Source organism: Lysobacter sp. Soil_N_23, from assembly GCF_057656135.1.
On record NZ_JBDGKY010000001.1, the window covers coordinates 120681 to 145629 of the forward strand.

At 60.9% G+C, this 24949-nt stretch carries 17 protein-coding genes; 3 read left to right on the forward strand and 14 right to left on the reverse strand.

Annotated elements, in window-relative coordinates; translation table 11 throughout:
• Positions 1–138: 138 nt before the first annotated feature.
• Entirely contained in the window at positions 139–1167 is a 1029-nt protein-coding gene (locus AC3A3X_RS00550; protein ID WP_487581116.1) for an NADP-dependent oxidoreductase, read from the reverse strand.
• 187 nt (positions 1168–1354) lie between these two features.
• Between AC3A3X_RS00550 and AC3A3X_RS00555 the strand changes: the two genes are divergently transcribed.
• A complete protein-coding gene (locus AC3A3X_RS00555; RefSeq protein ID WP_487581117.1) occupies positions 1355–1681 on the forward strand; it encodes a hypothetical protein in 327 nt (108 codons plus the stop codon).
• 5 nt (positions 1682–1686) lie between these two features.
• Positions 1687–2364, forward strand: coding sequence for a DUF3011 domain-containing protein (locus tag AC3A3X_RS00560; protein WP_487581118.1), 678 nt, complete (start codon positions 1687–1689; stop codon positions 2362–2364).
• Positions 2365–2394: 30 nt separating this feature from the next.
• Here AC3A3X_RS00560 and AC3A3X_RS00565 read toward each other — a convergent pair whose 3' ends face one another.
• The 6 genes from AC3A3X_RS00565 to AC3A3X_RS00590 all read right to left on the reverse strand — a co-directional run bounded on the left by AC3A3X_RS00565 (position 2395) and on the right by AC3A3X_RS00590 (position 8307).
• Complete coding sequence (locus AC3A3X_RS00565) at positions 2395–2808, reverse strand: low affinity iron permease family protein (RefSeq protein ID WP_487581119.1); 414 nt, start codon at positions 2806–2808, stop codon at positions 2395–2397.
• A gap of 103 nt (positions 2809–2911) precedes the next feature.
• Positions 2912–3484, reverse strand: coding sequence for a hypothetical protein (locus AC3A3X_RS00570; protein WP_487581120.1), 573 nt, complete (start codon positions 3482–3484; stop codon positions 2912–2914).
• Between the two features lie 83 nt (positions 3485–3567).
• The gene (locus tag AC3A3X_RS00575) at positions 3568–4353 is read right to left on the reverse strand and encodes a DUF899 domain-containing protein (protein WP_487581121.1); all 786 of its coding nucleotides are present in this window, start codon (positions 4351–4353) and stop codon (positions 3568–3570) included.
• Between the two features lie 181 nt (positions 4354–4534).
• The gene (locus AC3A3X_RS00580; RefSeq protein ID WP_487581122.1) at positions 4535–5206 is read right to left on the reverse strand and encodes a Vgb family protein; all 672 of its coding nucleotides are present in this window, start codon (positions 5204–5206) and stop codon (positions 4535–4537) included.
• Between the two features lie 43 nt (positions 5207–5249).
• Positions 5250–5531, reverse strand: coding sequence for a hypothetical protein (locus tag AC3A3X_RS00585; RefSeq protein ID WP_487581123.1), 282 nt, complete (start codon positions 5529–5531; stop codon positions 5250–5252).
• Positions 5532–5604: 73 nt separating this feature from the next.
• Positions 5605–8307, reverse strand: a complete 2703-nt coding sequence (locus AC3A3X_RS00590) for a CHAT domain-containing protein (RefSeq protein WP_487581124.1) — start codon at positions 8305–8307, stop codon at positions 5605–5607.
• A 789-nt stretch (positions 8308–9096) separates the two neighbouring features.
• Here AC3A3X_RS00590 and AC3A3X_RS00595 point away from each other — a divergent pair.
• The gene (locus AC3A3X_RS00595; RefSeq protein ID WP_487581125.1) at positions 9097–11562 is read left to right on the forward strand and encodes a ComEC/Rec2 family competence protein; all 2466 of its coding nucleotides are present in this window, start codon (positions 9097–9099) and stop codon (positions 11560–11562) included.
• A 451-nt stretch (positions 11563–12013) separates the two neighbouring features.
• Here the strand turns inward: AC3A3X_RS00595 and AC3A3X_RS00600 are convergent, their stop codons facing one another.
• Genes AC3A3X_RS00600 through AC3A3X_RS00630 form a run of 7 tightly spaced genes read right to left on the reverse strand, consistent with a single transcriptional unit; the run spans position 12014 to position 24890 of the window.
• A complete protein-coding gene (locus tag AC3A3X_RS00600; protein ID WP_487581126.1) occupies positions 12014–13225 on the reverse strand; it encodes a hypothetical protein in 1212 nt (403 codons plus the stop codon).
• A gap of 12 nt (positions 13226–13237) precedes the next feature.
• Positions 13238–15973: a DEAD/DEAH box helicase gene (locus AC3A3X_RS00605; protein ID WP_487581127.1), complete on the reverse strand. Its 2736-nt coding sequence runs from the start codon at positions 15971–15973 to the stop codon at positions 13238–13240.
• A complete protein-coding gene (locus AC3A3X_RS00610; RefSeq protein WP_487581128.1) occupies positions 15973–17682 on the reverse strand; it encodes a site-specific DNA-methyltransferase in 1710 nt (569 codons plus the stop codon). Before AC3A3X_RS00610 ends, AC3A3X_RS00605 begins: the two co-directional genes overlap by 1 nt.
• 11 nt (positions 17683–17693) lie before the next feature.
• Positions 17694–19493, reverse strand: coding sequence for an AIPR family protein (locus tag AC3A3X_RS00615; protein WP_487581129.1), 1800 nt, complete (start codon positions 19491–19493; stop codon positions 17694–17696).
• A 6-nt stretch (positions 19494–19499) separates the two neighbouring features.
• Positions 19500–21821: an AAA family ATPase gene (locus AC3A3X_RS00620; RefSeq protein WP_487581130.1), complete on the reverse strand. Its 2322-nt coding sequence runs from the start codon at positions 21819–21821 to the stop codon at positions 19500–19502.
• A complete protein-coding gene (locus AC3A3X_RS00625; RefSeq protein WP_487581131.1) occupies positions 21818–21994 on the reverse strand; it encodes a hypothetical protein in 177 nt (58 codons plus the stop codon). Before AC3A3X_RS00625 ends, AC3A3X_RS00620 begins: the two co-directional genes overlap by 4 nt.
• A gap of 13 nt (positions 21995–22007) precedes the next feature.
• Entirely contained in the window at positions 22008–24890 is a 2883-nt protein-coding gene (locus AC3A3X_RS00630; protein WP_487581132.1) for an SNF2-related protein, read from the reverse strand.
• Positions 24891–24949: the final 59 nt, after the last annotated feature.

Sequence of the window (24949 nt, forward strand, 5' to 3'; positions counted from 1 at the left end):
GGATGGTGGCGCCGGTTGGCGGGGCGGTTTCAGGCTCGCAACCGCCAAATCCGTAGGAGCGAGCTTGCTCGCGAAAAGGCGCATCCATGGCGGTCAAGCCCGATCGCGAGCAAGCTCGCTCCTACGGATACGGGGGGATCAGTCGGCGACGTGGACGACCAGCTTGCCGAAGTTTTTCCCTTCAAGCAGGCCGATGAAGGCTGCGGGGGCGCTCTCCAGCCCGTCGACGATGTCCTCGCGCAGCTTCACCTTGCCAGCCGCGACCCAGCCGCTCATATCGCGGTAGAACGGCGCAAAGCCATCGCCGTAGTGGTCCATGATGATGAAGCCCTGCATGCGGATGCGCTTGCGCAGCACCAGGCCCATCAGCAGCGGCAGGCGATCGGGTCCGGCGGGAAGCTTCTGGTCGTTGTAGTGGGCGATCAGTCCGCACACAGGCACGCGGGCGCCATCGTTGAGCAGCGGCAGCACGGCATCGAGCACTGCGCCACCGACATTCTCGAAGTAAACGTCGATGCCGTCCTTGCATGCCAGCGCGAGTTGCTGCGCGAACTGCGGGTCGTTGCGGTCGATGCAGGCATCGAAGCCGAGCTCGTCGAGCACGTAGCGGCACTTGTCGGCACCACCGGCCACGCCGACCACGCGCGCGCCCTTGATCCGTGCGATCTGCCCGACCACCGCGCCGACCGCGCCGCTGGCCGCGGCGACGACCACGGTCTCGCCGGGTTTCGGCTCGCCGATGTTCAACAGGCCGTGGTATGCCGTGAAGCCCGGCATGCCGAGCACGCTCAATGCGAGCGAAGGACGGGCGGCATTGCCGAGCGCCATCAGGTCGCGTCCGTTCGATACCGCGTAATCCTGCCAGCCGGCACCGCCGAGGACGAGATCGCCCTCGGCGAACTTCGGATGGCGCGACGCGACGACGCGACTGACCGTAGCGCCGACCATCACGTCACCGACCGCGGTGGGCGGCGCATAGGATGGCGCGTCGCTCATGCGACCGCGCATGTAGGGGTCGAGCGACAGATACAGCGTTCGCAACACGAGCTCGCCTTCGGCAGGCGTGGGCACATCGAGCTGTTCGAGGCGGAAGTCCTGCGGGGTTGGCGCACCCTTCGGGCGCGAGGCAAGGACGATGCGGCGGTTCACATTAGCGGTCTGCGGCATGGGGGGCTCCGGTGGCGATGCGACAGTGCTGCCGCGATCATGCGGACATCTTATGCCCGCACCCTGCCGCCCGGTCCGCGACACTGTGTTGCAGTCGCGGACCGATGCGGGAGTGCCTCCTGCCCATCACGCAGGCATCACCGCATGCGGCTGTAATGAGCGCCGTCCCCAGCCAGCGTGCCCCGCCATGAAATCGCTCCTGATCCCCATCGCGATCGTCACGTCCCTGTGCGCATTCAACGCGCAGGCGAAGTTGCCGCTGATCAACGCCACCTGCCCTGGCAAGCTGGACGTCCACGTCGACCTGGGCGGGCCCGTCTACGTCAATGGCAAGGAAGCCAAACTCAAGGTCTTCAACGAGAACTACTACGAAGCCAAGGATGCGGCGACCGGCACGACCGTCTCCATCTCCATCAACCCCGACGGTTCGCCGGACGTGTCCTATACGGGCAAGAACCGCGCCAACGGCGTGTGCACGATTGCCGACCCTACCGCCGCTGCTCACAGCAGGTAACCCTCATGAACGCTGCGACCGGTTCGCTGCACCGCTCACTTCGCTGGATGCTCGTGCTCGGCATCGCCGGCTGGTCGACGTGCGCATGGGCTGACTACAACGTCACCTGTGAAAGCCGCGACAACCGCTATCAGCGCTGCCCGCTCGACCAGGGAGCCGGCTACGTGACGTTGGATCGCAAGCTGTCCAGCAGCAGCTGCGACCAGGGGCGCAACTGGGACTACGACCGCCGCGAGGTCTGGGTCGACGACGGCTGCCGCGCCTCCTTCAAGGTGCACACCAGCAGCGGTGGCCACGGCAGCGACCACGACGCCAAGGTCGCCGCCGGCGTCATCGCCGGCGCCGTGCTGCTGGGCGCGCTGATGCACAACGCCGACAAGGACGACCAGCAGTACCGCGACGACAACTACTACGGCGGCCGCCATACCTCGTACGTGCCGGGGTGGATGGTCGGCGACTTCGTCGGCTACAACGCCATGCACAACGCCACCGTGCGCATGACCATCCAGGGCGACGGCCGGATGAACGCGGAGGCCAACGGCCAGGGTCTCAGCGGCTGGATCAACAACGGCCAGCTGCACATCGGCAACGAGGTCTTCACCATCAACCAGAGCGGCGACGGCTTCGTGACCTCGCAGGTGGGCGACCACTACAACCAGGTGCGCTACAGCCGGGTGCGTTGAACGTCCCGTCAACGCTTTCCGGCGCGCGCATCACGCCTCGGGCGTCCCGGTATCCTTCCCGCCCTGGTCGAGGTCCTTGCGCGCGTGCGTGGCGAGCGCCTGGTATTTTGCCTTGAACTCGTCGAGGGTCATTTCTTCCAGCTCCTCCAGGTCGAGCAGGGCGTTGTGCGCACCCGCGGTTGCCCGGATCAGTTCGTCGAGCTTGACCTGGATCGCCTCGGTGTCGCGGTTCTGCGTGTTCTGGATCAGGAAGACCATCAGGAAGGTGATGATGGTCGTGCCGGTATTGATCACCAGCTGCCAGGTATCGCTGAAGCCGAACATCGGCCCGGTCACGACCCAGACCACGATCAGCCCGACCGCCAGGGTGAAGACACGGGGCCGGCCGGCGAAGTGTGCGGCGGTCTTGGCGAACCGGGTGTACCAGGATTTGTGAGTGTGCATGGGAGGGCCTCGCTGGTCGGCAGACCATGGCCCCGCGTGCGTGCAGGCGCAGTCAACAGCTGAAACGGACGCTGACCTCGGTCGAAGGTCGCCCTGTGCATTGCTATCGCAGCAGGAGCAACGCCGCACCCGCGATGGCCAATGCGGCGGTCCATGCGTTGCGCGGCGTGGCTTCGGTCAGGAAGCCGGGATACATGGCAATGCCCCGGCAGACGCCGGTTGCAACGGTACCGGTCGTGATCAGCATCGCCGCCATGTGCACGCCGACCGCCGTCAGCGCGAGCGCGATCGAGCCGGAGGCGGTGATCGCACGGGCCGGGCTGTCGCTGATGCACAGCGGCACCAGCGCCGGAACCAGCATGAGGCCGGCGCCGTGGGCAGTAGCCATCAGACAGGACCAGAGCGCGATGCCGGCATTGCCGGCGCGGGCGCCGTGTTTCGGCGGCCCGGCGCCGCGCAGCCAGCGGTACGTCGCCACGCCGATCAGCAACGCGCCCGCCAGAGCCTGGACCAGTGTTCGCTCCAGCAGGATGCCGCCGTAGACGGCACCAACGACGATCGCGATCGATGCGAGGTGACCGATCGCGATCGGCAGCAGCGCCCGCCATGCCTGGGCACCATCGCGGGCACTCACGCCGCAGCGTGCGGCAAACATCCAGCCGTTGACCGGGCTCAACCCATGCAACGCGCCGAGCCCGGCGATGGCCAGCCATGGTCACAAGGTTTGCATCTACGCGGTCCCGCGCCGACCGGCCGGGCTCACGCCTTCGACGCGCAGCACGACGCGGCCGGCGCTGCCGCGTCATAGCGATCGTGGTGGCGCACCCACGCCATCGGGTAGTCCATGCCGTCCTCGTCGCGCCCCTTCGGCGTGAGCTCCAGCAGGTTGTAGGTGTGCATCATCACCTCCACGCCACGACCGTACCGCGAGTACGTGTGGAAGACCTCGCCCGCTTCGTCGCGATGGAACACGCTGATGCCCGGCGCTTCCTCGTGTGGGAACGGCTGCCGCGTGTAGTTGTAGTCGACCTTGCCGCTCGACATCTCGTCCTGGCTGAAGTTGACGCCGAAGTCATGATTGAAGCTGGTGCCGTGCGAGGACACCCACTTGAACTTCCATCCCATGCGTTGGCGGAAGCGTTCTATCTCGGCCAGCGGCGCGCGCGAGACAGCCAGCAGCGTGACGTCGCGTTGCGCCAGGTGGAGGTTGGCGCCGTCGTTGTGGTCGGCCATGAAGGAACAGCTCTTGCAACCCTGCTCCCAGCCCGGTGCGAACATGAAGTGCTGCACCAGCAGCTGGCTGCGGCCATCGAACAGCTCGGCCAGCGTGCGCGGACCTTCCTGGGTATCGAAGAGGTAGTCCTTCTCCACACGCACCCACGGCAGTGTGCGGCGCTCGCGGGCGATCTGGTCCTGCAGGTGGGTGAGTTCCTTTTCGCGCGCCAGCAGCGTCTTGCGTGCGGCGAGCCATTGCTCCCTGCTGACGACAGGGTGATCAGCGAGGGAAAGGTCGGCGATGGTCAGTTCGTTGATTGCGGTGTTCATGGTGTTCTCCGGGGGCGAATGCGCAGTTGCTTGATCGAAGCAAGCCGCGCCCGTCTCCGGTCGATGGACCGGAGGTTGGAAGAGGTCAGGGCAATTCAACTGTCGTCCCGAGCGCAGCGAGGGACCTGCTGGGTCGGAGCGGAAAGCAGATCCCTCGCTACGCTCGGGATGACAGACGGGATCAGCGCGGCGGTCGGCGGACGGCGCGGACCTTTCCGCTCGGTCCGCCACCGCAATAGAACATCCCGGCGCCGTCGGATTCGAGACCACTGACACCGGTGCCGAGCGGCATCTCGAGCCGCTCGAGCACGGCGCCGGAGTCGGCATCGATGCGTCGCAGTTCGCTCTCGTCGCCGTCCCACACGCCGTGCCACAGCTCGCCGTCGACCCAGGTCACACCGGTGACGAACTGGTTGGACTCGATGGTGCGGATGATGGCGCCGGTGTCGGGGTTGATCTGGTGGATCTTCCGGTCGCGGTACTGGCCCACCCAGAGGCTGCCCTCGGCCCACGCCATGCCCGAATCGCCGCCGTTGCCCGGTGCGGGGATCGACGCCACCACGGCACCGGTGGACGGATCGATCTTGTCGATGCGCGCTTCGGCGATCTGGTAGAGGTGCCTGCCGTCGAAGGCGGTGCCGGCATCGGCGGCGCATTCGACGCTGCGTTCGACCTGGCCGTTGGCGGGATCGAAGGCGATCACTTTCGATCCGATCGCGGTCCACACATGATGGCCATCGAAGGTGACGCCGGCGACGTTGCGGGCGCCGTCGAACGGCCCGTACTCGCGCACGATCTCCGCGGCGCGTGTGGGTGCCTGTGTTGCCGTGCTGCTGGTTGGATTACGGCTCATCGGGGGCTCCTGGTGGCGCCGGTGGTAGCGCCGTGGGACCAATCTACTCAGGCGACAGCGCGGCAGGGAGTAACAAGGTCGTCGTGAATCCCACCAGCGGCGGTGCCAACCAGCGCTGGGCGCGGGAGCGACCGATCGACCTTGCCTGCCCGGCTGCTTCGAGCTCGGCGAGCGCACGCTGGACCGTGCGCTGACTGTCGCCCAGGGCCAGTGCCAGGGCCGACGTGGACCAGGCCGCGCCGTCGGCGAGCAGCGCCAGCACGGAGGCCTGGTCGCCATCGATCGGCGGCACGAGCACGACAACGCTGCGGCCGCCTGTTGGCACAAGGGCGAATCCGCGCGCACTGGCCTGGATGTCCAGCAGCGGCGCGACCAGCTGCCGCAGGCGGCCGATCCCTTCAGTGGCTCAGGGGAAGATCGATCTCCCCGTGGGACACCAGCAACAAGCCGACCAGCAATCCTTGCTCTATCAGTTGGCGCCGGGCTTCGGTCATCGCGGCACCGAGCCTGGCCGGACCCGCTGCGCCACCGTCGCACAGGGCCCGCACTACCGCTGCCGCCGCCAGCGCGCCGTGCGGTCCGTGCAACTTGGTGAGCGTGGCCACCACCGCGGCCGCGCCGCTGCCGGTGAACGCGGCGGGCAGGCCGCCGAAGCAATCGTGTGCCACCGCGGACGAGCACGCCAGCAGCACCACGAGCGGCGGCGGTGACGTGTCGTCATTCAGGTGCGTGGCGTTGATATCCGGCGAGCGCAACCACGAACCGGCGCCGATCTCGATCAGTGTTTCAAGTCCCGCGCTCTCCGTATGTCCGAGCACGACCAGCAGCTGCGGATGTTGTTGCTGGACCTGCAGCTCCCAGCTGCCCCAGTCGTTGACCCGCGCGAACGCGTTTGCCCCCGCCATTCCGCTCAGCTGCGCCTGCAGCAAGTCCGACGGCTTCTGGTCTGCCGGCGCATCCGCGTCGGCGCGCGCGGCCGCGGCATAGAGCACCGGGCGCAGATTGAGGGGCGCTAGTACCGTGCGTCTTGTAGGTCGGTCGCGCAGGCGGATGGTGCGCGCGATGACGCGTCGCTGGCCCCAGAAGGCATATGGGCACACCACCGCTTTGCCAGCGTTGGCGCAGACTTCGGCCTTGCCGACCATCGTTCCGCCGTCGCGGTGCTCGCACAGCTTGGCGCCGACTTCCGGGATCGCTGCGTCGTACACCAGTTCGAGTGGCAGCACCGAAGTGCTCGCCTCGACCAGCAGCGAGATCGTTTCCGCATCGCCGATCTGAAGTGGCTTGAGGTATTTCTTGAAGTCAGAGCCGGCCCGGGCCAGTTTTACCAGCAGTTTTTCGGACGCCTCGCCGGCAAGCGCCGCCGGTGCGTCATCGCTCGCCAGCACCCGCGAGGCTTCCAACTCGATCGTGTCCAGGAGCGCCCGGATCTGCAACAGGTCGACCGCGTCACCATTGGTTCGCTTCAGATTTGCACCGTTCACTTCGAGCGACACTTGCGCCGGCGTTGCATCGGCAAGCGGCTCCGGCGAACTCGTCAGGGGCACTGCGTTCACCTGGGCGCGATCGCCGGTGACGGGCTGGCTGCGCACCGCAACGACGTAGTGCGCTTCCTGCAGGGGTCGCTCCTGGTAGGTCACCAGGATCTTAATGTCGACCACCGAGCCTTCGCCCAAGGTGTGAAAGGGGAACACTGCCGTGGTGCTGGGTTGGGAACGGTCCGCGGTCGAGAGCACGATCGGCAGCCGCTTGCGCAGGCCAAGGGCTGCGCTCGTGACGTCGACCATGAGTTCGAGGCTCGCACCAGCTGGCAGCGCTTTCTCGGGAAAAACTTCGCGCGCTGCCGTGTCGCTTTTGCGCGGCACAGCAATCTTGACCTGCAAGTCGTGGTCCGTGTCCGGCAGCAGCGCCTTGCGGAGGACGTGTCCGTTGACCCAGGCGTCGGCAATCAGGCGCCGTGCTGGCGCGACCGCGGCCTCGGGTTCGGAAGCTTCGGCCCCTGCGGTCGCTTCTTCGGGGGGCGGCGCCATGGCCGCCTCTGGCCTGCGGGACCTGAGCGCCGTCTCGTAGCCCTGCTTTTCCAGTGAGCGCACGACTTCCGTGGCTTGCGTGGCGCCTTCCCATTCCGCAGAGAACATCCCATCGGTGCCAACACTGCGCAGCGCGTCTTCGGGCGAGCCTCCGCGCAGGACGGCGCCTTCGGCAGCCTCCTCGCGAAGTTGTTCTGCCAACGCCAGGCTCCATTGCCGGACCGCGGTGAACGGCAGCCATTGCGGATCCGCGGCGATGAGGGCGTCCGGGGAGGCGACGCGCAGCGCCACGTCGATCGGCTGGTCGTGCGCCATCTCACGGACGGCATCCTCGAACCACTTGACGTCGGCGGAGGCTGCGCCGATCACGATCGACGCCCCCAACCCTTCCTCGCGGCCGCGCAGGAGTCGCTCCGCAGGCGAGTTCGACTTGCCCAGGACGACCACGCATGTCGCGGCGTGTTCGATCGATGCAGCGTCGGCATCGACGAAGACGATGTCCATCGGCTCCGTGCCGCCAGGTCCTACGTCGCGCAGGTCAAAGAGCGACCTGTATTGCGAGCTTTCGAGATCGCGCCGCCACTGTTTGCTTCGTGGGCCGCCAGCGATCCCGATCCGCATAGGCCAGCGCCATGAAAACTCGAAAGCACGCTGGCGTGCGATGTGGGGCGCGATCAGGTAGTGGTCGATCTCGCCGAGCGCGGTGAGCTGCTGCGCAGCCTCCGCATCGGGCACCTCCAGCCGGAGGACTGCAGCGCCCCAACTTTCCTTCGGCGGGGGAAGCGCCGCGCGCCAGGCGGCGAGCAACGTGCCGGAGAACCTGTCGAGCAAGGCCGCGTCCGGCGCGCGCCACTGGGGCACGCGCTCGATCCGGTGGCGTAGCGACTCCTCGAGACTCGAAGGCGACATGTGTCCTGACCACCAAAGCGCTGCGGGAGACAGAAGCTCGCGCAGTCGCTCGGTCGCAGCCTCTGTCGTCAGCTGGTCGTTCAGGTCACCGGCAGCCTCGAGGAGACCGGCAGCCACGACGAGCTCAAGATCCCGGGCCCGTGTCGGCAGCCCCTTGGGCATGACGGTGGCTCCTCGTTTGGGTCACAGTGGTGTCGCGTCGCTATCTCCGGTCAAACGACGCCGACAGTGAAGACCCGGCCATCTGAACGCGATCCTGCAGTGCTAAATCTGGCATGCAACCGCTAATACAACTTCACAAAATCCAGCACTTAGAGTCCACAGGCTACCAAAAGCGCGCAGGACACCGTGAGTATTGGTCTCGGAGAGAGTTTTGGTAAGCAACGCCCGGCGCGGCTCTTGGCTCTTGGCCCTTGGCCCCGGACGTAACGCGAGCTGCATAGTATCGCTGTGCGGATCCCGCCCCTCGCGTCTCCCGGAACTTCGAGTTCGCGGTCTTCGAGCAGACGTTCATATGCAGCAGGAATGTGCTTGCGCCGCGCCTTGCTGGGGTTGTCGAGGAGCTGCAAGCTCAGGTCCACGTCGGTCTTTGGTCACTTCCGGCCGATGTCGACCACGATGCGCCGCGGTCCGCCGCGCCGGCCGACCATGCCATAGAGGCACAAGCAAAGGCGCGCGATCACTTGCGGTTGTTGCGTCCTACAAGGTCTGAGAAAAGTCGACTCTGACCCCAGTAGTCAACCACGCTGTGGCAAGGACTCTGCCGTCCCTGGTCCGTCGTTCCGTCGCTGGCCGGAACAGGCGAATCTATGCGTTGCGGATATCAGACGGCTACGTCTCCAACCGAGACTCGGCACGGCAGAGCAGCGTGTCCGCGCGCTTGGGCCATTTCGTCCAGCAGGAGGAGAAGGCCGTGATTCGTGTACGACTACCGCTCGCAGGCGATCGGCCGTGAGCCGGCGTCTCATCGTGGCACGCCTGACCCGCCTCATGGCGACGACGTGCCTATTGCTTACGCTGGCCCTGCCATGGCCAATCGTTGGAGTTGCTTCCGAACTCCATGTGCTTGCACTCCAAGGTGAGGGTTCGGCCACGGTTCTGGTTGATGAGACCGCCCGCGAGGCGATCATCATGGATGGCGGAAGAAAAGGCGACGCAGGCATCATCGGCGCCAGGGTCGATGGCCAGGACGTGCTCGCCTTCCTGCTGGGAAAGCGCATCGATAGCCTGGTGATTTCGTGTTCGCACCCTGACGCAGACCACATGGGCGGCCTGACGGACGTTGTCGTCGATCCTCGGATCCGAAAGTTCCGCAAGCTGGTCTTTATCGACAACGGGAAACCTGCCAAACCCGGCGCACCGCTGCTGGCGGAAATATACGCCCGTCATTTCGACCTCGACCCCTCGCATATCAACCACGTCGACGCCACGAACCGGGACGCGTTCTCCAAACTGGGGCTTTCCTCCAAAGAGTTCAAGGCCAGCACCTTTGCCTACGATCCAAATACCATAGGGCGCGACGTCCACGACTCCGCAGTGATCGTCCAGGTCCGCGCGGGCACAGGCAAGCACAAGCGCGTCATCGTCGACTTCGACGATGCTTCCCAGGCGCTGATCGACAGATGGGCCAAGGAGAACCCGCATGTCGACGTCCTGTTGCTTCCCCACCACGGTTCGTCGAACAACCGGATCGATGAACTCCTCAAGCATCGGGAAAAGACCGGGCTGCGCGACGTCATCATCACGGTCAATCGGAAGAACCGATATCGCCACCCCGCACCGGATGTGCTGTTGGAGCTGATCAAGGCCCTGCAGCCCGAACACGTGCACCTAACCGATTCCGATGCCGGTGACAACGTGATCATAGATTCCCATGGCCGGGTGACGGCGGAAAGCCGAAAACGTTCACGGGCACACCTGCTCGCCGTCCTGCGCACGCGCATCGATCAGCAGCAGCTGCACATCGCGCGTTTGAGCGCACGAGGTCCTTCAAGACGACCTGAAGATGCGAAGAAGAAGTTGGAGTACCTCGATGAAGCTCGTGCGCTTGTCGCCGGCGGACCATCGGATCTGGCTTCAGCGCCGCCTCCACCGACTCTCTCCGAGCTGTTGGCAGGCGTCCCGGAGGAGCGGGCTTCCAGGGGACCCGACAAGGATCGAGGAGTCGTGGCATTTGCCAAACTGGACCAGATATCACGGACAAATGGACCTGATATGCCCTCGGCATCTGCCGGAGGCGGCGTGGGTGGACCTAGTCCACGCACCCCACCCAGATCCAACTTCCAGCGGTTGCGCTCGATGCCAGTTAGAGCGGGATTTGGCGGCATCATCCTTGGCGCCAAAGTCTCCGGCCCCCCGGTGGAAAGGCTCGAGTGGGTCCCCGAGTTCGCTGATCAGGCGAACGAACCCGGTCCTCCCGACGACATTCCAGAGGCGTACTCGGTGCGCTTTACGCTCAAGGATGGACGGGTACTGGACTACACGAATGTACGTCCTGGCGAGCTGTGGGCGGCGTACAACTTCGTCCAACCGACCCCTGCCCTCATGATCTCGTCCGGGTTTTATCAACTGGAAGGAAATGCCGGAGGTCTCATTGGCAAGGCTGACGAAAGCGAAGGTGGTGACAGTTGGACCTTTGGCGTGCATCCAGCGATCGCCGGTTCACCGTTGGCCATTGCCGCAATGCGCTTGGACATGTCCGTCAGCGTGGCCACATTCCTAGCTAATGCAAAAGAAAGGATGAAAGAGGAGCATCTCGCTGGACTTGCCATCAGCTGCGATAGCCCTGACGGAGAATGCTTCGAGACCTACCAGTGGTACAACGACGAGGCTCGCGTCAATGTAATCGGCTCTCAGGTCGTCATCCAACCGCTCTCCGAACCAGCTTCATGTCTGATGCGTATTCGCGTAGAACGCCCCGCCCTCCCGGCACCCGCGAAACCAGGGGAACAGCAACAGGGCATGGAAGACCTCTCACTGAACAATGCGGGGATGGGCGACGCCTGCCACAAGTACGCGCCACTTATCGCGATTGATCGGCTGGCCCGGCTTGTTTCCTTGCTGAATTGGTACAGCAACCGCGGCAGTAGGGCGCTCCCGGCTTTGCCACCCGCGGTTTCGCCAGAGTCCACCTGGAGCTATGGCCCGACCTGGAACTTCAACGACGAGGTAGCGTTCTTCACGGGAGTTGCCAGGCCAGCGGAGGCCGAACCGTTGGCGATTGAGTATTGCCAGCTCCTGAATAGCTGCCCGCCCGAATCAAACCACAACACCAAACCGAGTGAAGATTCATTCGACCTTCTGGCCGCGGCGCTATTGATTGGGGTCATGACCGTCATTGCGTTGATAATTCCTTCAAACGCTCGAGCCAACGCGGCAACCGGCACGCGCACCCACGAGACCCGTGATCGCCCTTAACCGGTAACCGAGCCTGTGACTAATAGTTGAAATGCTCACTTCCACGGTTCACTGTCCGGGCCCTGCGCGAACGGTCGAAACGCGCCTGTCCGCCGAGGACCTTTCGCTGGAAGCCCGCTCACATCTGTAATCGCACGGTTTTAGTAGCGTCCAAAGGCACTACGAAAGACGTAAGCGCATCAGCGAAGTTGGAGTAGTGCTCAAAAGGCCTTGGATCTTGCTTGCAAGCAAGACCTACAAGGTGAGCCGTGGCTAGTATTCGTCGCGTCGTGGAGATGACCGATGGATGAGACGAGCTTGGTCGCAGTAATTACGATGAAGCTCGCGAACGAGATCGTCGCGTACTTCTTCGCGATCCGCCGGGAATATGTGACTAAGACGCTCGACCGCGTGCCCAAGGCAAGTTCGTCGAGACGTTCGTGCACGCCTTGCAGAACACGGCGAAGGAGACTCAGCGTACGACCTTTCGGTCCTTTTCGTTCGTCAACTCTTCAAAGCGATTTTTCTCTTTCTTGGAAAGCTGAACTCCGGTGATCAGGCGGACTACGTAGCCGGCCTCCGTCTGATCGAAGCTTTGTTCGTATAGCTTCTCCGCCAGCGTGACCACTGACTCGCCAGGACTTCTCTCAAGCAAATCCAACCACCAATCGGCGACTGCCAGAATCGTTGTCAGCCCATCGCTTGCAAACTCGAAGATGAACTGACTCGGATTCTCCACCCAGTTCTTCAGATCCCATACCTTGAACGGCCTAGGCCCGTCGTTGCGACCCTTTGCCCGATCTAACTCCTTGGGAATGAGCTTCGCTGCGAAACCACCCCTCTTACCCCCAAACGCATCACAAGCGTATCTGGCCCTAAGCCAAGCCAAGACCTCGTCCTTGCCAATCAGACGTTTGTCGTTCAGCGCGACAGCAGCCTGGAACATCCAATAGATACCGGGCATGTGTTTGCCGTGATCGAATGGGTAGTCGGCCACCTCGTAGCCCAGCCGCCCATCCTGCTTCAACGCCTCGAAGTCGGCTGAAGTCACGTACAAGTCGTTCTCACCCACCTCGACCTGGATAGCGAAGTGCTCAGCGGGAGGAGGCGCATCCATTGGCGACATCCTCGCCAACACCCAATCCCGCCTCTTCTTGTCGACGATGAAGGCGTGATCGGACTCGAATCTCGCCAAGGCTGAAGCTTCGATCCGCATCGGTTTCCTAATGGCGTATCCGCCACGCGTTTGACCGGTAACCTCATGAGGGCGCGGGATCAAAAACCCTGGACCTGAAAAGCTCGAGACATGGCAGGACCGAGACACAGCGATCTCTGCCAGGGCCGCATCCCCGAGACGCAGAAAGGCAGCCTCTTCCAAGAATCCGGCATAAGGAAGAGATTCAATCACCTCCTCACCACATGCATGAGATTTGACAAAGTCTGCCAACGCCTCACCTTCTAGTAGTAGCGCTTCCGCTCGCAGGAAGGCCACATAAGGAACGGAACTACCCCCCTCTCCTTCTTTAATTGGGGCCTTGTAATAGCGATACACGACCTCGCTATCTCTCCGCACCTTAATGTAAACGGCAACACCCTTTCTTAGCAGAAACTCAACTGGTTTCTCCGGTGAAGCCATTACCTGAGGCCAATCGACAGCCGACACCGGCAACATCTCTTCCGACACACTTCGCTCCCGTCAGGACCCGGCTTTCTGCTCGAACCGCAAGTAGCTGGTCAGCGTACTGCTCTCGACGATCTCATCATGCGGGATCAGCAAGTACTTCCAAGGCTTTCCTCCCACCTTCACAGCGTGTTCGGAAGCATGCTTGCACCACCGCACAGCCGCCTCGGCTTTCGCTTTGACGTCGACGGCCTGCAAGTCGTCCCGCCTCTTGGTTTCCGCCATCAGGATCACCGCATCCGTCTCGACTACGAAGTCTGGAACATACTCCGGCTGCTCAGTGCCCCGCTTATAATAGATCTGGAACTGCCCCTTTGCCGGTTTGAACCACTTCAGGGCGTCACGGTCCAGGATCACTGAGAAGCGGCGTTCGGTATCCGAGTCAAACTTCTGGAGCGGATACAGGCACCTCTTGAAACCGCCGAACAGCATCTGCTTGATGCGGCCAATGTCATTGACGGTCTCTCGGTAGTGGCGCGGCGCCTGCCCCGCTATGGCCGTGTAGCTGCAGGGCTTAAGTTCGGTAAATCCGCGACTGACTTGCACCTCGAACTCGGTCGCATCCTCGAAAAAGTGCGACATCATCTGCGCGCGGATCTCCTTCGCGATAAGGCGGCGATCTCGATCCAGCACGTTGACGACTTCGGACTCCGAGAGGTAGCCATTCAAGTGCTGCACCATCTGGCCCGCGAGCTCGTACAGCAGGTCGGCATGGGTGAAATAGTCAATGTCATCGAAATTGATCAGTGCGTGGACGATATAGTCCTCGGACCGCTGCTCCTTCAGACCGGTCTCGGCGGCCAGTGTGAACTGCTCGTTGGTGCGCAGGTTCTGCCCAACGATTTCGCGTTCACCCGGCTGCAGATGGAGCTGGCTCACATCCAGCATGAATGGCCGGAAACCCGTAGTGACCTCGCCCTTAGGTACCACCGCGATGCGCGGGATATCTATGGTTTGCTGCACCATAACTTCGGTGGCCTTCGCAACCAAGGCAGGCACATCGATCGCTGGCGCCTGATCGTCCGCGCCTTCCAGCAAGTTACCCTGCTTCGGCTTCAGCAATTCGGCAACTTTCTCCTGGATCTCTTTCTGGACTTCTGGGTTGAGCAATGCGCCGCTGGTCGGCACCCGGTTGGGCTTGACCTCGTACGTGCCGACGACCTCCATGACAGCGCGAGCTACCTGCCTCTCCGCTTCAGTCGTGAAAATAGGCGTTGGCGAGGCGTCGCCATTATCGGCTGCGGCCGACGACGGGTCGACCGCGGGAGTGGTCGCAAGCCCCATGCGGGTTGCCGCTCCCGACTCGATCTGCACGCTCACTTTCTTGTCGTCCGCGCTGGGAGCATCGAGGATCACCTGCTTCAAGCGGATCGGCGAATCGCCGCGATTGGCTTCGTCGATGATCTCCTGGAACTTGTCGTGTGCGACGATGTTCAGGCGATCTACCGCCGCCACGCCCGTGCGTTTGCCATAGGGCAGGCGCAGACCGCGGCCGATACTCTGCTCGATCAGTGTGCGGGCATTTGCCGCGCGCAGCGGAACGATGGTGTACAGGTTAGTTACGTCCCAGCCTTCCTTGAGCATGTTGACGTGGATAACGATCTCAGTCGGCTCGTCCACGCTTTCCACGGCCAGCAGACGGGTGATCATCTCTTCTTCTTCCGCGCCGCTGCGGCTGGAATCGACTTGGATTACCTTTCCCTTGTACCGCCCGTCGTAGAACGCATCCGATTCCAGCAGGGTCAGCAGCTGGCCGGCGTGCGTAGTATCACGTGCTATTACCAGCATGAATGGCTTGACCGGCTTGGCGCCGTTCTCGCGTGCGTAGGTGAGCAGTTCCACCTTCGTGTTCTCATGCAGCCGGACGCCATCCTCCAGCTTGATCTTCTCGACCTCTTCTGGCGTATGCGCCCTGGCATCGAAATCACGCTGGGTGACGGCAGCGGGCTCCTTAACGAAACCATCCTCCATTGCGCGCGCCAGTGGGTAGTCCACTACCACGTTTTTGAAAGGAACCGGACCGCGGCTGGACTCGACGAACGGCGTCGCCGTGACCTCAAGTCCGAACAGCGGTTTCAACTCATTGATCGCCCGCATGCCAGCTTGGGCGCGGTAGCGGTGCGACTCGTCCATCAGCAGCACCAGATCCTTCTGATTCGCCAGATGATTGAAATAGCTGTCGCCCAGCACCTCCCGCATCCGCTTGATGCGCGGCTCCTTGCCGCCGCGCACTTCCGAGTTGATCTTCGAAATGTTGAAAATGTTGATGCGGACGTCGTGGGCGAACCCCTTCGGCTGATCTTCCACGGCAGCGCCGGTCTGGTCGTAGTTGTCGCCGGTGATGATCAGTGGCGGCTGTTGGGCGAATTCGGCGATACCCTTGAAGACGTACTTGGGTGTGTTCCGGGTGAAGTCCGTGATCAGCTTGTTATAGATCGTCAGGTTCGGGGCGAGCACGAAGAAGTTGTTGATACCGTGCGCTAAGTGCAGGTAGGCGATGAACGCGCCCATCAGGCGCGTCTTACCAACACCCGTCGCGAGCGCGAAGCACAGCGAGGGGAATTCGCGCTCAAAGTCCTCCAGCGTACTGAACTCGGCCTTCAACGCGGAAAGAATCGCCGAAACCTCCCGCTCGTGGCTAAGGAGTTCGGGCGAGGCTTCGAGCGCGCTGGCCAGCCGCTTCAGGGACTCCTCTTGCGGCTGGCGAAGGGAGAGACGGCCGGTAACGGCGTGCAGGACGCGGGGATTCATTACGCGTCCTCCCCGGCATCCTGCTCGAAGATGTCGCCCTGGCCCGTATTCGACGCAGCCGCCTTCCCCAGCTTGTTGCTTCTGGTCTCGGTCACGAGCTCAACTGGATCAAGATTCGCCGGCAAGTTCGCCACATTGAGGCTGTAGTCGTCATGCCCCCACTCGCAGCGCGCCAGCACCATCTTCGGAATCTTCTTCAGCGTCAGGTTCGGCCAGCGTTCTGCCGCCTTGGCCGCGGCGACGCCGTGGAAGGCCGAGCAGCACACGAGCAAGCTTTGCTCAGACCCAACTTCTTCGGACAGTGCCTGCAACTGGTCTGCAGACAGGTTCTGTGTGGTGACGTAGATGAAGTCCCGCTCGCTGGAATGGCCATGCTGCCACCACTGGGTTTCCGAGGGTGCGTAGGTGAAACCTTCCAGCTTGGCCAGCGCCTCCGCCAGCATTGCCCCGTTGTATTCTGGGTTGACGACCGGGTTGCCCCAACGGTCCTTGACGATCAGGCTGGGAGCGAGCTTGTAGTAGCGGAATCCGCCACCTCCCTGCCATCCAACACTTCCCGTGACGCCGCCTTTGTCCTCGCCGTCAATTACCTTTCTCAAGCGGGGGATGATGTGCGTGTGGATGTGATCACCCAGCTCCACCATGATCCAGCGACGACTCAACTTGTGCGCTACTGCGCCGGTGGTGCCAGAACCAGCGAAGGAGTCGAGCACTAGATCACCAGAATTCGTAGCGATTTCGAGGATAAGCTTCAGAAGCTTTTCTGGTTTCGGAGTGTCGAACTTATCCTCAATCCCCGACAGCTCGGCGATTGCCTTTGCTTCCTTGTTAGCTTCGCGATTGTCCCCGGCCTCCTCATAGCCCCACCATGTCCATGGAACCATCTTGTTGTCGGATTCGTTCCAGAACTTTTTCCGCTGGGCCATACCGTTTCCGTCTAGGCCAAAGTAGATTCGATTATCGGCAACGAGCGCCTCAAACTGCTCCCTAGTAGTGCTCCAACACCGACCTTTCGGCGGCCAAAGCGACTTCCCTCCTGGGGTAATGATCTCGTAGGTCAAATTTGGCCGGATATTGGGCGCATGAAACGGCACAGGCAACCAATCTCCACGAGGGTCTTTGTCTGGATTTCGATACGTTGCGCGTTGCTTGTCATTCGCATCGAGCTTGTTGATACGAAAAGAGTCAAAATTCTTGGCATACACCAAGATATGGTCATGCGCAGTTGAAATAGTGCGCGCGTCATTTCTCCGCGTTAGCGTTTTCTGCCACACGACATTCGATGCGAAATTCGCGCGCCCAAAGACCTCATCGCACAGCACCTTCAAATAGTGCGCTTCGTTGTCATCAATGGTTATCCACAAAGATCCATCATCTGCAAGAAGACGTTTAATGACTTCCAAGCGATCGCGCATCAATCCGAGCCAGATTGAATGCTCCAGACCGTCGTCGTAATGCGTAAACGCGCTGCCCGTGTTGTACGGAGGATCAATGAAAACGCACTTCACCTTTCCCGCAAACTCATGCTCCAGCGCCTTCAAAGCCAGCAGGTTGTCCCCGAAGATCAGTCGGTTGTCGAAGATATCTGCATCCGAAACGCGATACCTGGCATGCAAAGACCGCTCTGGATCTTCGAGCAGGATGCGCGGCTCTAACCTTGGTCGCTTCTCCTTCCCGATCCAGGTCAGCTCTAGTTTTTGCTTACTCATGTGTATTGCTCTCAAATCTGTGGAGCGCGATCGGACAGGTAATTAATCAGACTCTTGCGCGGATACTCATCCGCAGCGTTAGCGACACTCCGCAAATGAACCACAGCGGGATCAGTGGCCAGCCCAAAATGCGCCTCCATAAGCGAGGCCATGAAGGAAACAACATTCCCTTGACCTCTGAAGAAGGACAGTGGCCCACTTACCCCGAGCTGGACAGCACCAAGATTGGCCGTCTCCTGACGAAGCTGATCGAGCGCTTGACCAATCAGGCCATTGATAGCAACACCATCAGCGAGTTCCACCCTGCCGATGCGGTTGCGCAGGCGTTTCATCATAACCGACGCAATCACATGGTTCCCATGCCTGTAGATCAGTCGCTCCTGGCTTCCTGCGGCTGCGCGCGCATCGTAGTCCGCAACAAGGTCACGTATGGCCCGATAGAACAAGACGCTGTTGACCAGATTGAAGCTGGTCAGCGCTGACGGAAACAGAGCCTGATACTCAGCCCCTTCGGGATCGGACAGGCGACCGAACTCGGTCTTTATCCAGGCTGGATAGCGAGCATCCTTCTGCTGGAGTGCCAACGCGCGAATGGCCTCATCCAATGTGATCGGATTCGTCCCAGAAGCAATGCTGGCTTCCGGTCGGTAGTGATAGGTGTAACCGAGATAGCTGATTTCCTGGCGCAGGCGTTCTTGTCCCTCATCCAGGGAGGCAAAGTTCGCCGTCTGTACCGGATTCTGATGGTTGCGAGCTTTAGTGACGCGCTTGCCAAACTGGCCATCCGCGGGAGCCTTGATCAACGTAAGCATTACCTTGGCATCGTCAATGTTGCTGCCAGGGTTCTGGGCCACGAACTCTGCTGCTGAGGCTACTGTTTGTGCACCATTGATGATGGACAAGCCGCGCACTTTGAACTTCTTGAATCCGTTGTTGGGGTTCTTTGCTTTTGGCTCAATAGCGTCGCAAACCGCAGTGACGCCGTTATTGAGATAAAAGAAACTTCTTGGGTCGTCGCGCAGCGTTGTCCTTATCGCCTTGTTGACGTCGGAACGGCTTCCCAGAAAGTAGCGGATATTGCGCTCGTACAGCGCCTTACCCTTATCCATGTGCAGCGATACAAGATCGCCCAGTCTTGCGATTCCGTAGTACGTCGTGCGGGGCTCCTCAACCTTAGAGTGCTTTTGCAGAGCGATTTCGGTATGAACCGGCTGGTAGGCTTTCTCCGCCAACAGATCCCGGGCGATCTCATCGGCCGCGTAGTACGTCACCTGTCTTTCAAGACGCTCCTCGTCAAGATCCTCATCATCTAGCAGGGACTGCAGGGCGTCGCTGGCCGTACTGGAGATTCCGTCACCCGTGTAGGGCACGACCAGCTTGATGTGGCTGCACCCATCTAGCGCGGCCTCGATGTCAGCCTTCCGGTTCTTGACGTTATTGTTGAACGCAAGAAAGTCCTGTTTGAGCAGCAGACGGATTCCTTCGCAGAAAGGAAGTGCATCTTCCTGCTTGAACTGCTCCGCCTCTTTCAACTTGGTTTGCAGTAGGTAAAGCGTCTCCGAACTCTCGTCATAGTGGATGGCGTCGATTCCCTTGTCGTTGAAATCATCCACGACCGAAGCAGCGGCGTCCTGCGGAGAGATGTCCAGCAGCTTATGCAACACGAAGGCGCTGAACGCCCTCGATAGCTGCTTGGCCGCTTGATCGCTCGCGGACTTAGTGGAGTCAAGAAGTGGCGGCAGGAACGGCACGAATCGTTCAGCCAGCACCTTCTTCAAAATTGCCATGTACTGCGGTTCGAGCTTTGCCATGCGCGATTAACTCGGCTTCTTCAGTGGGTGAAGGCGGCGCGTGTCGCCGCCGTTCTTCCAGTAACTTCCCGTATCTTTGTTCGGCCATCCATGATCAGGACAAATCAACGCATCACACAGCTCCTCGACAAGCCGGGCAAACCTGATTCCTTCGTTCGGATACAGATCAAAAGCTAGCGCATTGAAATGCGCTCCTAAGACATTTCTTGCCTGGGCGATTGTCTTTATCTCTTCCAGAATGGGTTTGATAGGCACTGGCGTGATGGACTGAGAACCTGTGCCGTCCACGGCAACCAACTCCACAGTCAAGGCAGCCATCAACTTCCCGTTCACCGCATCAAGCAAATCGCTCAGCACATAAGCATTGCCTGCCCGCCTAGGTACAGCACAACCGTACTTGAGGGTGATGAAATCGAGCAAAGCCTCGAGAATGACCCCCGCCTTTCCCGTAATGGCTTGAATATCAGGATCCTGGTCATCCAACAGCATCTTCAGCCGTGCGATCTCTGGCATCGATCCACTCAGGGCCATTCCGTCGCGTAGCGACCAACCCCTGAGTTCGACGAATTGGCAAACCTGGTCCGGTTTCAGGATTCCCCAACGGAACTTCTCTCGCCAGGGGCGGTAGTGCGTGGTAATGAGGGCGTGCTGGAACTTCTGACTGACTTCGTAAACCAAGCCGATTACCCTCTCAACGTGGGGCTCATCAACGCTACCCAGTACGTCATCGAGCACCAGGATTTTTTGTTCCGGGACTTCGCGCTCGGCCAATGCGAGGAAAATGCATAGCCCCAACGTATCCAGATGGGAGTCGCTTAAGTACGCCTGTGGAGGACTGTCCTGCCGTCCTGCGAATTCCGTCGCGATATCCAAGGAGCCGCGCTTGGCTGCATCCAGCGCCAGAACAATCTTATTCAACCCCTCACCTGGGTGAATTACTTCGTATAGCTCCCCAACACGAGTAGATATGGCACCCAGCACAGCGTCGGTGTACTTCTTGCGTTCGCCTTCTATGATTTTTAGGATTTCTCGGAGACGAGGAAGAACCACCTCCAACTCTTTGGCCGCCGCCTCACTCTCTTCAAGATTCTTCAGGGAAAGGCGCAGGGTTTCAACGAACTTCTTAGCGTCCACGCAGGCATCCGCGGCCCGCTTCCAGCCGTCACGCTTAGCCTTGTTTCCATCGATCCAACCTGCCCATTGCTCCGGCTGATTCGGGGCAGGAAAAGTGGGAAGCTCCAGTTCGGCTAGCCCACTGTCATCCACACAGTAGGACTCCAGTGCTGAAAAACCGTTCTCGGCATCCTTCTTGAAATCTTCGAGCCGTTGCGTCGCAGCTTGGACCGCGATCTGCTGGGCTGCCATCGCCCTCTTGGCAGCATCCAACTTGGAATGCAATCCTTGGGTCTCGATCCGTCGATTGACTTCAACAACTAGCCCTTCAGCCCGTTCTCTGCTTTCGCATAGCGGGCATACCGCTGGATGGGGATGCGTCGTGAAATGCTTTTGTGCGGCTTTCAGGATTTCCAGAACCTCCAGATAGCCATCGGCCGCATCGCTTGTGATCGCATCTAGATCAGCTTTGGCCTTTTTCAAAGCAGCCTCAGCCGCTTCTAACTGAGCACTAAGTTCGACAAGCTTATTCGGATGTGGGATGACCTTGTCCCAGCGCGATACCAACTCGTCAATTGCAGCCTTCTTCTGATCGATTTCCTTTTGATCCCTCTGCATTTCCGACTTAGCCCAGGAAAAGACATCAGACGAAGGCCTTTCTGCCTGTTCCCAGAAGTTCTCGATGGAAGTTCGATTGGCACCAACGCGCGCGGTTGCGTTATCAAAATCCCTGTTCTTTTCATTGATCAGCTTGCGCAGGCTACCCTCGGAGGCCTCCACTCCTGACACATCTACAAATCGACTGATTGCCTTGTAGCGATCAGCCGGTTGCGCGGCGATCAAATTCAGTATCTGGCTGCGCCGCAGCACGGCAACCTGCGGCTTCAAGGAGGGGTTATCGACGACCGCACTCGTCTTGCCGAGCGACAGAGTGCATGCACCCGCCAGCGTCGTGAGCGTTACCTTGACATCCGAATGCGCTTTTCCAACCGCAGGCCAGTAAGGACGTGTCGCTACTCCGACGCCCCTGTTTTCTAGTGAGCCAACCTTCTCATTCCCAAGCAAATCAAGTGCATCGGCGATAGTGGATTTGCCCGTTCCGTTCTCACCGTAAACGATCGTGAGCTTCTTGTTCTTCTCGAAAGCAAGAGTAAACGGCGTCACTGAGCCCCGAAGGTTCTCAATGGACAAGCTGACGAGTGCAAGAACAGTCACTGACCAGCCTCCTTGTCGACCGCCTTCTGGGCCGCGAGAAGCCAGTCCTCCGCTTTTATGGTTCCAGCCGCAATCTTGGCTTTCAGCTTTTCGCCATCATTCGGCAACAACAAGTTTTTCTCTGTCAGCGCACAGACAACTTCCTTGGCAACTTCTTCCGACGGCGTTCCCATTCGTCTCTCCGGCCTAGACTAATTCCCACTCGACTGTGAACAGTGCGCGCTCTTCAACGTGCTGCTGGAGCTGATCTTCCAGTTGGTTGATTAAGCCATTGCGCTGTTCCTCTACTTCGTCCTGGCGCGCGAATAGATCGCGGCGCAACTTGCTTCGTTTTACTTCCAGTTCGCGCTGACGCTTCTGGTGCGCCAACTTTTCTTCAAGCGTGGGTGAGGTTGCGGCGGTGCGGCGCACCTCCTTGATTTCACGGTCGATCTCCTTGATCTCCTGCTCCAGGCCGAGCTTTAGGTCGTCCGCCCACCCATCCAGCTTCTGGACCTCCTGCTCGAAATAGCCGAGGTTTCGCTGATTGATTCCCCGCAGCAGTTCGGTCTTTCGAGTCTCGATATCGGCTACAAAGGCACTGTCTGGAGCGGGAGATCCGCCTAGCATCTGCGTGGCAGGCATGCGGAGCAGCTTGACCGGATCGTCCTCAGCAAGCGCCATGCCGTCGGCGGTGCTGGCGGCCACCAGCAGATGCTGCTCGCTTTTGCCTAGTGCGTTGACCTCGATCAACTTCACCGTTAGCCAGCCCGCCTTGCCTCGATAGGGCTCCAGCGTGCTGATCTTCTGGCCGTGAGCCGCGTAATCAAAGACGAGCTTTGCGCCTTCGAGCGTTCGGTTCTTGGCTTGTTCCGCAAGCCATACCGACAGCGGATGGCCGATGCGATACAGATGCGCCTCTCCTGAGCGCCGCGGCAACTCGTAGCGCCCTGGGCTTACCCCCGCAACCGCAAGACCCTCGGGGACCCGGTGAAGGTTGAACCCTTGATCATCGAAACTGGCGAGGTCGCCAAGCTCGGCACGGGTCAGGTCGATCAGCATTCGCTCGTAGCGGCTTCGGGCGTTCCTGCTATCCTCGGCGCTGATACGCAGCTTTTCCTGCACCTGCTCGTCGAAGTTCTCCAGGAGTGCTTGGCGCGTCTTGACCATCGCCTCGTTGATCTCGCTGGAAAGATCGATCTGCAACTGCTCAAAGCTCGCCTTGATCTCGTTGGTATCCCTGCAATTCTGGTAGATATCGGCAATGCGCCGCTCGAAATCCACGCCCGAGCCGATTGCGCCCAACACCTCGTCGCTGGCACCGAACACGCCATCGAACAGCTGGAACTTCTGCTCCAGCAGCTCGTACACCCGGCGGTCGGCCTCATTGCTTCGATCGACGAAGTTGACCACCACCACGTCGAACTTCTGCCCGTAGCGGTGGCATCGGCCGATACGCTGTTCGATGCGTTGGGGGTTCCAAGGCAGGTCGTAGTTGATGACCAGCGAGCAGAACTGGAGGTTGATACCTTCCGCACCTGCCTCGGTGGCGATCATGATCTTGCCGCGCTCCTTGAAGTGCTCGACCAAGGCAGCGCGGGTGTCGGCGGTCTTGGAGCCTGTGATGCGATCGGTGCCTTCGTGGTACTTCAGCCACTGCTTGTAGATAGCCTGCGCCCGCGCATCGTTGTTGGTACCGTTGAACAGGACGATGCCATCGCCGTAAGGCGTGTCGGCCAGCAATCCGAGCAGGTATTCCTGGGTGCGCTTAGATTCGGTAAAGATGATGGCTTTCTTGGCCGCACCCAATCGATCCAACTCGGCGAAAGCCCGATCTAGCGCGATGAGAAGCGCCTCGCCCTTGGAGTTCTCGCGGATATTGGTTGCCAGATCCTTGAAGCCGCGAAGCTCGTCGATCTCCGAAGAAAGTGCGTCCCTCTCTTCCGGGGACAAGGGCGCGGGCCTTTCGGATTCGCCGACCGCATCTTCGTCGCCACCCTCATCGGCCAGCTCGTCGAGCGCCTCGTAGTCCTCATCCAGTTCTTCGGTCAAGTCGACGTCGGGAGCCTGGTCCAGCACGCCCTGCAGGCGATTGCTCATCGTTGCCAGCGCGCCCGCGATGGCATGACTGCTGGAAGCCAGTAGCTTCCACAAGACCAACGAGATCAGCTGGCGCTGGCTTTGCGGCAATGCCTGGAGGTTGGGCCTGCGCAGATACTCGGCAACGAGCTGTCTCAGCTCCTGCTCTTCGGCCGATGGAGTGAATTCCTGCACGATGGCCTTGCGCGCCGTGTAGGAGACGTAGGCCTGCACCTGCTTACGCAGGGTGCGCTTGCAGACGGCGGTTAGGCGCTCGCGCAACGCGCCAAAGGCCTGTCCCCTGCCAGCCCCCGTGAACTGAGTGCGGAAACTGTCCAGATCGCCGAAGACGCGGTCGTCAATGATGCTGATGAGGCCGTAGAGTTCCAAGAGCGAGTTCTGGAGAGGGGTCGCGGTCAGCAACACCTTCGAATGGACGTGGTCGAACGCGTCCTTCAGGGTCCGAGCGATGACGTTGCCGGTCTTGTAGACATTGCGCAGGCGGTGCGCTTCGTCGAGCACAACCAGATCCCACGCGACCTCCTTGACGTCCCGGGCCTTGGACTTGGCGAACTGGTAGGAGCAGATCACCGGTCCAGATGCCGTCTGGAAGGGGCTCCGCCCTTCTTGCTTGCGGATGGCGTTATAGCTCTTAGCCTCCAGGATCAGGCCCTGCAGACCGAATTTGTCCTGCAATTCCTGGTGCCACTGCTTGCGCAGGTTGGCCGGCACGACGATGAGGATCCGGCGCCGCCGTTCCGCCCAGCGCTGCGAGATGACCAGACCTGCTTCGATGGTCTTGCCCAGACCAACCTCGTCCGCGAGGAGTACGCCCCGCGATAGGGGATTCCGACAGGCGAACAACGCGGCATCCACCTGATGCGGGTTGAGGTCGACCTGCGAATCCACCAGGGTGGATGCGAGCGACTCCACCGTGTCACCCGCCGTCCTGCGGGTCAGCAACCAGGCGACATATTGGCTCTGGTAGGGAGTCAGCGGGGTCTGGGGCATGGGTTAGTCGTGCTGGCTGTCGTTAAGGTTCTTGAATGGGATTTTAGGGCCATGCCCGC

What these genes read in the sequence shown, in the direction of transcription:
- AC3A3X_RS00625 (WP_487581131.1), bottom strand. Translation starts at nt 21,994, where the DNA reads ATGGGAACGCCGTCGGAAGAAGTTGCCAAGGAAGTTGTCTGTGCGCTG.
- AC3A3X_RS00565 (WP_487581119.1), bottom strand. Translation starts at nt 2,808, where the DNA reads ATGCACACTCACAAATCCTGGTACACCCGGTTCGCCAAGACCGCCGCA.
- AC3A3X_RS00550 (WP_487581116.1), bottom strand. Translation starts at nt 1,167, where the DNA reads ATGCCGCAGACCGCTAATGTGAACCGCCGCATCGTCCTTGCCTCGCGC.
- AC3A3X_RS00590 (WP_487581124.1), bottom strand. Translation starts at nt 8,307, where the DNA reads ATGCCCAAGGGGCTGCCGACACGGGCCCGGGATCTTGAGCTCGTCGTG.
- AC3A3X_RS00575 (WP_487581121.1), bottom strand. Translation starts at nt 4,353, where the DNA reads ATGAACACCGCAATCAACGAACTGACCATCGCCGACCTTTCCCTCGCT.
- AC3A3X_RS00560 (WP_487581118.1), top strand. Translation starts at nt 1,687, where the DNA reads ATGAACGCTGCGACCGGTTCGCTGCACCGCTCACTTCGCTGGATGCTC.
- AC3A3X_RS00555 (WP_487581117.1), top strand. Translation starts at nt 1,355, where the DNA reads ATGAAATCGCTCCTGATCCCCATCGCGATCGTCACGTCCCTGTGCGCA.
- AC3A3X_RS00605 (WP_487581127.1), bottom strand. Translation starts at nt 15,973, where the DNA reads ATGAATCCCCGCGTCCTGCACGCCGTTACCGGCCGTCTCTCCCTTCGC.
- AC3A3X_RS00580 (WP_487581122.1), bottom strand. Translation starts at nt 5,206, where the DNA reads ATGAGCCGTAATCCAACCAGCAGCACGGCAACACAGGCACCCACACGC.
- AC3A3X_RS00630 (WP_487581132.1), bottom strand. Translation starts at nt 24,890, where the DNA reads ATGCCCCAGACCCCGCTGACTCCCTACCAGAGCCAATATGTCGCCTGG.
- AC3A3X_RS00615 (WP_487581129.1), bottom strand. Translation starts at nt 19,493, where the DNA reads ATGGCAAAGCTCGAACCGCAGTACATGGCAATTTTGAAGAAGGTGCTG.
- AC3A3X_RS00610 (WP_487581128.1), bottom strand. Translation starts at nt 17,682, where the DNA reads ATGAGTAAGCAAAAACTAGAGCTGACCTGGATCGGGAAGGAGAAGCGA.